General features: G+C 51.6%; 9 protein-coding genes. 6 read left to right on the forward strand and 3 right to left on the reverse strand.

Annotation, left to right across the window (positions count from 1 at the left end; translation table 11 throughout):
• Positions 1-38: 38 nt before the first annotated feature.
• Both fmt and def read right to left on the reverse strand, forming a co-directional pair.
• Entirely contained in the window at positions 39-983 is a 945-nt protein-coding gene (fmt, locus tag FD744_RS18380) for a methionyl-tRNA formyltransferase (protein WP_160868922.1), read from the reverse strand.
• Positions 984-1,004: 21 nt separating this feature from the next.
• Positions 1,005-1,517: a peptide deformylase gene (def, locus tag FD744_RS18385; RefSeq protein WP_160868923.1), complete on the reverse strand. Its 513-nt coding sequence runs from the start codon at positions 1,515-1,517 to the stop codon at positions 1,005-1,007.
• 112 nt (positions 1,518-1,629) lie between these two features.
• On the opposite strand from def, the gene dprA reads away from it, so the two are divergent.
• Genes dprA through FD744_RS18415 form a run of 6 tightly spaced genes read left to right on the forward strand, consistent with a single transcriptional unit; the run spans position 1,630 to position 5,417 of the window.
• Positions 1,630-2,754 carry a DNA-protecting protein DprA gene (dprA, locus tag FD744_RS18390; protein WP_160868924.1) on the forward strand — a complete coding sequence of 375 codons (1,125 nt, stop codon included), beginning with the start codon at positions 1,630-1,632 and terminating at the stop codon, positions 2,752-2,754.
• A complete protein-coding gene (gene smg, locus FD744_RS18395; RefSeq protein WP_034830723.1) occupies positions 2,726-3,199 on the forward strand; it encodes a DUF494 family protein Smg in 474 nt (157 codons plus the stop codon). The genes dprA and smg overlap by 29 nt, the downstream gene beginning before the upstream one ends.
• 24 nt (positions 3,200-3,223) lie before the next feature.
• Positions 3,224-3,778, forward strand: a complete 555-nt coding sequence (locus FD744_RS18400; RefSeq protein ID WP_072226551.1) for a type I DNA topoisomerase — start codon at positions 3,224-3,226, stop codon at positions 3,776-3,778.
• Entirely contained in the window at positions 3,775-4,350 is a 576-nt protein-coding gene (tsaC, locus tag FD744_RS18405) for an L-threonylcarbamoyladenylate synthase type 1 TsaC (protein ID WP_045833801.1), read from the forward strand. Before FD744_RS18400 ends, tsaC begins: the two co-directional genes overlap by 4 nt.
• Positions 4,351-4,353: 3 nt before the next feature.
• Entirely contained in the window at positions 4,354-5,172 is an 819-nt protein-coding gene (aroE, locus tag FD744_RS18410; RefSeq protein WP_097119783.1) for a shikimate dehydrogenase, read from the forward strand.
• Positions 5,169-5,417: a DUF1488 domain-containing protein gene (locus tag FD744_RS18415; RefSeq protein WP_097119782.1), complete on the forward strand. Its 249-nt coding sequence runs from the start codon at positions 5,169-5,171 to the stop codon at positions 5,415-5,417. Before aroE ends, FD744_RS18415 begins: the two co-directional genes overlap by 4 nt.
• On the opposite strand, the gene FD744_RS18420 is transcribed toward FD744_RS18415, so the two are convergent.
• Complete coding sequence (locus FD744_RS18420; protein ID WP_160834664.1) at positions 5,393-5,947, reverse strand: gamma carbonic anhydrase family protein; 555 nt, start codon at positions 5,945-5,947, stop codon at positions 5,393-5,395. The genes FD744_RS18415 and FD744_RS18420 overlap by 25 nt on opposite strands.
• Positions 5,948-6,322: the final 375 nt, after the last annotated feature.

Genomic DNA, 6,322 nt, shown 5'->3' on the forward strand with positions numbered 1-6,322 from the left:
TTCATCAAACAAAAAACCCGGTTAAACCGGGCTGGAGATCAGGCCAGAAGGGTGCCAGTGGCAAACCATTCACGACGCGAATTCAGCAGATCTTGCGCGGACATGGCTTTCTTACCCGCAGGCTGCAGCGAAAGTAGATTGAGTACGCCGTCAGCGGTGGCAATCTGAATGCCATTTTTATCAGCATGGATGATTTCGCCCGGCTGTTTGTTCTGATGAGGTAGAACGCTAGCCTGCCACACTTTGACGGGTTGATCCTCGATCAGGAAGAAACTCACCGGCCAGGGATTGAAGGCACGAATGCAGCGCTCAAGCTGTGCAGCAGAAAGTGACCAATCAAGACGCGCCTCTTCTTTACTCAACTTCTCAGCGTAAGAAACCAGCGCTTCATCCTGCACTTCAGGCTGAGCTTTGCCGCTGGCAAGCAGATCGAGTGTATCCAGCATACCTTGTGGCCCAAGCTCGGCCAGCTTGTCATACAGTGATGCGCTGGTGTCTTCAGGCGTGATAGGACAGGAGAGCTTATGCAGCATGTCACCCGTATCCAGACCCACATCCATCTGCATAATGGTCACGCCGGTTTCGCTGTCGCCAGCCCAGAGCGAACGCTGAATGGGCGCCGCGCCGCGCCAGCGTGGCAACAGTGAACCATGGACATTAATGCAACCGAGTCGCGGCATATCGAGAACCGCCTTCGGCAGAATCAGGCCATAAGCCACCACCACCATGATATCGGCTTGCAGGTCAGCAACCAGTTGCTGATTCTCTTCAGGTTTTAGCGATTTTGGCTGGAACACGGGAACATCATGTGCCTGTGCCAACACTTTGACAGGGCCTGAAGTGAGTTTATTACCGCGTCCTGATGGACGGTCGGGCTGAGTAAATACGCCAACTACCTGATGCTCAGAAGCAAGCAGCGCGTCGAGATGACGCGCTGCAAAGTCAGGTGTACCGGCAAAGATAATTTTTAGCGATGCAGACACAGTTTAACCTTCTGTTAGTACTCAGGCTTCGCGTGCGTTCATGCGGGCCAGCTTTTCCAGTTTCTGTTTGATGCGCTGACGCTTCAGCGGCGACAGATAATCGATAAACAGCTTGCCATCCAGATGATCGATTTCATGCTGGATACAAATCGCCAGCAGACCATCCGTTTCCAGCTCGAAGCTCTTACCGTCACGATCCTGCGCACGGACTTTGACCCATTCCGCACGCGGCACAAAGGCACGCTGTTCAGGGATTGAGAGGCAGCCCTCTTCAATACCGGTTTCACCGCTTTTTTCCAGCAGTTCCGGGTTAATCAACACCAGACGTTCGTCTCGATTTTCAGAAACATCGATAACAATGATGCGTTGATGAATGTCGACCTGAGTGGCCGCTAAGCCAATGCCTTCTTCGGCGTACATGGTTTCAAACATGCCATCGACAATGCGCTGAACGTCTGCGTTTACGGTAGCCACCGGCGCAGCGATTTTGCGAAGGCGATCATCAGGGAAATGTAATACCTGCAAAACTGACATAAATATCCAGATCTGTATGCGTTAAAGAAAAGATTACTACCTCATATTGTAGACTTTTTGTGGCCTGATTGACAGCATTGCACCGCATGTGAGCGGGCTTAAGGATGGACGCGTGGAGCGAGTGGAAGGGATACTCCGGCTGGCAAATGTTAAAGGCCTGCGCCGGCATCGCGTAGTGAATCTCGCGCGGAATTTGCAAAACGGTGCTGCCGTCGATGACGAATTACTGCACAGCCATGGTTTGAATGAATTGCAGCGCCAACAGTTTAACGATTATTGCCCACGGCAACTGGCGCGCACGTTACAGTGGCTGGATCAACCTCATCATCATTTAGTCTCCTGCATAGATGCTGATTATCCGGGCCCCCTGGCTGAAATCAGTCAACGCCCCTCATTGCTCTATGTGGCTGGGCACATCTCCGTTTTACAGACACCGCAATTAGCTGTGGTGGGCAGTCGGCACTGTTCCCACTATGGCAAAGAGTGGGGCACATGGTTTACACAGCAACTTGCACTCAGTGGGTTGACCATCACTAGCGGGCTGGCTCGCGGTATTGATGGCGTTGCACACCGTGCAGCCTTGGACGCAAGTGGAAAAACAATCGCAGTGCTGGGCAGCGGCTTGCAACATATCTACCCCAAAAGCCATCAGTCGCTGGCGCAGGCGATCATGGATAACGAAGGGGCTTTAGTCTCTGAATTTCCTCTTGATATGGCGCCACATGCGGTGAATTTTCCGCGCCGTAACCGCATCATCAGTGGGTTAAGTCAGGGAGTGCTGGTCGTTGAGGCTTCACTGAAAAGCGGTTCGCTGGTCACGGCTCGCTGCGCGCTGGAACAAAACCGCAATGTTTATGCATTACCCGGAGCATTGGGTAATGATGGCAGTGAAGGTACGCATTGGTTGATTCAGCAGGGGGCACTGTTGGTTGCCCATCCAAATAACATCCTTGAAGATTTGCATTCCACATTGCAATGGCTGCCGGCAACCACTTCAGAAACAATATATTCACAAGACAGTGACGATGTTCCATTGCCATTTGCAAGCGTGTTGGCTAACGTAGGTGATGAGGTTACACCTGTTGACGTCGTCGCTGAACGTGCCGGCCAACCTGTGCCAGTTATCGCAGCCCAGTTGCTGGAGCTGGAGTTAGCAGGATGGATCGCAGCTGTACCCGGCGGCTATGTCCGATTGAGGAGGGCATGCCATGTTCGACGTACTTATGTACTTGTTTGAGACCTATATCCACAACGAAGCTGAAATGCGTGTTGACCAGGATAAATTGACCGATGATTTGGCCGATGCGGGTTTTCATCGTGAAGATATCTACAATGCGTTGAATTGGCTTGAACGTTTAGCGGACTATCAGGATGGTCTGGTGGCGCCTGTACAATTGGCCGCAGATCCGCTCTCAATGCGAATTTATACGGACGAGGAATGCCAGCGTCTTGATGCTGATTGTCGCGGTTTTATTTTGTTCCTGGAACAAGTTCAGGTGCTGAATATGGAAACGCGCGAGATGGTCATCGAACGGGTCACGGCTCTTGATACTCAGGAATTTGATCTTGAAGATCTCAAATGGGTGGTGCTGATGGTGCTGTTTAACATCCCTGGATGTGAAAACGCTTATCAGCAGATGGAAGAACTGTTATTCGACGTCAATGAAGGTATGCTGCATTAATTTGCGATTAATGCATCCGGAAATATGAGTAAATCAGCACTATTTTCTGTGCGTAAACACGATCCCTGCCCCGCTTGCGGGGCAGATTTAGTGATACGCAGTGGTAAACACGGCCCGTTTCTAGGCTGTGTGAATTATCCAACCTGTGATTATGTTCGTCCCCTGAAAAATCAGGCCGATGGGCATATCGTTAAAGTGCTGGAAGGGCACGCGTGTCCTCAGTGCGGCGCAGATAAAGTTCTGCGTCAGGGGCGATTTGGAATGTTTGTTGGTTGTAGCCACTATCCGGAATGTGATTACACAGAAACTATCGATAAGCCCGACGAGACCGCGATTGCCTGTCCCCAATGTCAGAACGGAAAGCTGGTTCAGCGCCGTTCGCGCTATGGCAAAACCTTTCACTCCTGCGACCGTTACCCCGATTGCCAATTTGCAATCAATGCAACGCCTGTTGAAGGTATCTGCCCGCATTGCCAGTTTCCCTTATTAATAGAGAAGAAAACCGCACAAGGCATGAAGCGCTTATGCGCCAGCAAACGCTGTGGCAAGCTCATCGCCCAGGACGAAGAACGATCATGAAGCAAAAAGCGTATGTCCCCGGAAGTCTCGAATTTTGCATCGAGCAACTACAACAGCAGGCCGTTATTGCCTATCCAACCGAAGCGGTGTTTGGTTTAGGTTGCGATCCCGATAGCGAAAGCGCCGTCATGGCCTTACTGGCGCTAAAACAGCGTCCGGTTGAGAAAGGGCTTATCCTGATTGCAGCAGATTATGCGCAGCTGGAACCCTACATTGCCGATCGCGAACTCACGGTGCTACAGCGTGAGCGCATGTTTGCTAGCTGGCCAGGGCCGGTGACTTATGTTGTTCCGACAACACCGCATACGCCACGCTGGCTAACAGGACGTTTCGATTCGCTGGCTATCCGCGTTAGCGATCATCCGGATGTGCAGGCACTTTGCCGTGGCTTCGGCAAACCATTGGTGTCTACCAGCGCCAATCTCTCCGGCGAGGCGCCGTGCCGCAATGCTGATGAAGTTGCACAGCAATTCGGTGCTCAATTCCCCGTGTTGCATGCTGCAACGGGCGGGCGGCTAAATCCTTCTGAAATTCGCGACGTTATCAGCGGCGAACTTATTCGTCAGGGTTAATTTATGGAACACTTCGCCGTTTTTGGTCATCCCATTGCACACAGTAAGTCACCTTTCATTCATAGCCTCTTTGCCGAGCAGACAGGAATCGCGCACTCTTATGGCCGGGTTTGTGCACCGCTGGAGGGGTTTCCTCAGTCAATTAGCGACTTTTTTACTGTCGGTGGAAAAGGTGCAAATGTCACACTGCCGTTTAAACAACAGGCGTGGGAACTGGCCGATGAACTCAGTGAACGTGCAGCCTTATCTGGGGCGGTTAACACATTAAAGAAAAAGGCAGATGGCTCGATCTTTGGTGATAATACCGATGGGATTGGCCTGCTAAGCGATCTGGAACGATTGAATTTGATCCGTTCTGGTGACCGCATTTTACTGGTGGGAGCCGGTGGTGCGGCTCGTGGTGTGATCCTTCCCCTGCTTTCTTTTGGATGTTCAGTGGTAGTGGTCAACCGAACGGTTGCCCGCGCTGAAGAATTGGCAAATATCTTCCAGCATAGTGGGGATATCCAGGCGAGCAGCTTTGCTGAGCTCTCCGGCCAGGCATTTGATCTGATCATCAATGCAACTTCCAGTGGCGTTGAGGGTAAAGTGCCGCCGTTGCCAGACTCATTGATCACCCCGCAAACACGCTGCTACGACATGTTCTATCAGCAAGGGCTGACGCCATTCTTGTTGTGGTGTCAGCAGCACGGTGCGGGTCAGCTGGCAGATGGATTGGGCATGCTGGTGGGGCAGGCGGCACATGCTTTCCAATTATGGCATGGCGTGATGCCAGAAATTACCCCCGTTATTGCTCAATTAAAGCAGGCCATGAAGGAGTGAATCAGGCGATCCATTTTCCCGATCGTGAAAGTTGGGACGAGGAACGAGGAGCGATCGTCTTTCCGGTGTTGGTGCAAGGAATGGGGTTAACTTGTGCCATCAAGCCCGACGCATTACAGGATCGATTCGGAACGGGTGCAGCGATGGCGCTGTTTAGCGCGCATCGCTGGGATTTGGAAGAAGAAGCGGAAGCGCTTATCCGGCAGGATGAGATCGATGATCAAGGTTGGATCTGGCTCTCCTGAGCGAGGTATTCATCTTTCCAGCCAACATAATTGCTCGATGAATAGAGCAGACCTGCGATTTCCGCCTCACTCAATGGGCGGATTTGTTTCACCGGGCTGCCTAAATAGAGATAGCCGCTCTCCAGTCTTTTACCCGGCGGAACCAGACTACCCGCTCCGATCATGACATCCTCTTCAACAAACACGCCATCCAGCAAAATCGATCCCATTCCAACCAGCACGCGATCGCTGATATGACAGCCGTGCAGCATTGCTTTATGGCCTACAGTCACGTCTTCACCAATCACTAAAGGGTGCCCTTCCGGGTTGCTGGTGGATTTATGCGTGACGTGCAAAACGCTGCCGTCCTGAATATTGCTTCTTTTACCTATCACGACTTTGTTCACATCACCGCGGATAGCAACCAGTGGCCAGATGCTGACATCGTCGGCGAGCTGCACTTCACCCACCACCACGCTACTGCGATCGATCATTACGCGATCGCCGATTTCTGGAAAATGGTTCTTATAAGGTCGTAGGGCTACAGACATGATCTTTCTCCTTTTGCACTTTATACCCCTAGCCTGCGGCTTATCAGGCTGGCAAACAAGATGAATTTTGAGCGGATCGCTCGCGATCTCAGCGAAAAGATTGAAAACTCGCCAGTCGATTAAAAAGATCGAAAAAAGGGGTTGTGCAAAAAAATCGGATCCCTATAATGCGCCACCACTGAGACGGCAAAGCGGCAACGCAGACGGCTCAGCAGGGAGTGAAGAAATTCATCCCGCCGGAGAAAAACGCTGAAAAAAGTGTTTGACTCTGAAGGAGGAAAGCGTAATATACGCCACCTCGCAACAGCAGCTTAAGGCGCTGATTGCACCGCTCTTTAACAATTTATCAGACAATCTGTGTGGGCACTCGCAGGA

The sequence above is a fragment of the Pantoea sp. Taur genome (genome assembly GCF_009830025.1).
Classification (GTDB): domain Bacteria; phylum Pseudomonadota; class Gammaproteobacteria; order Enterobacterales; family Enterobacteriaceae; genus Pantoea; species Pantoea communis.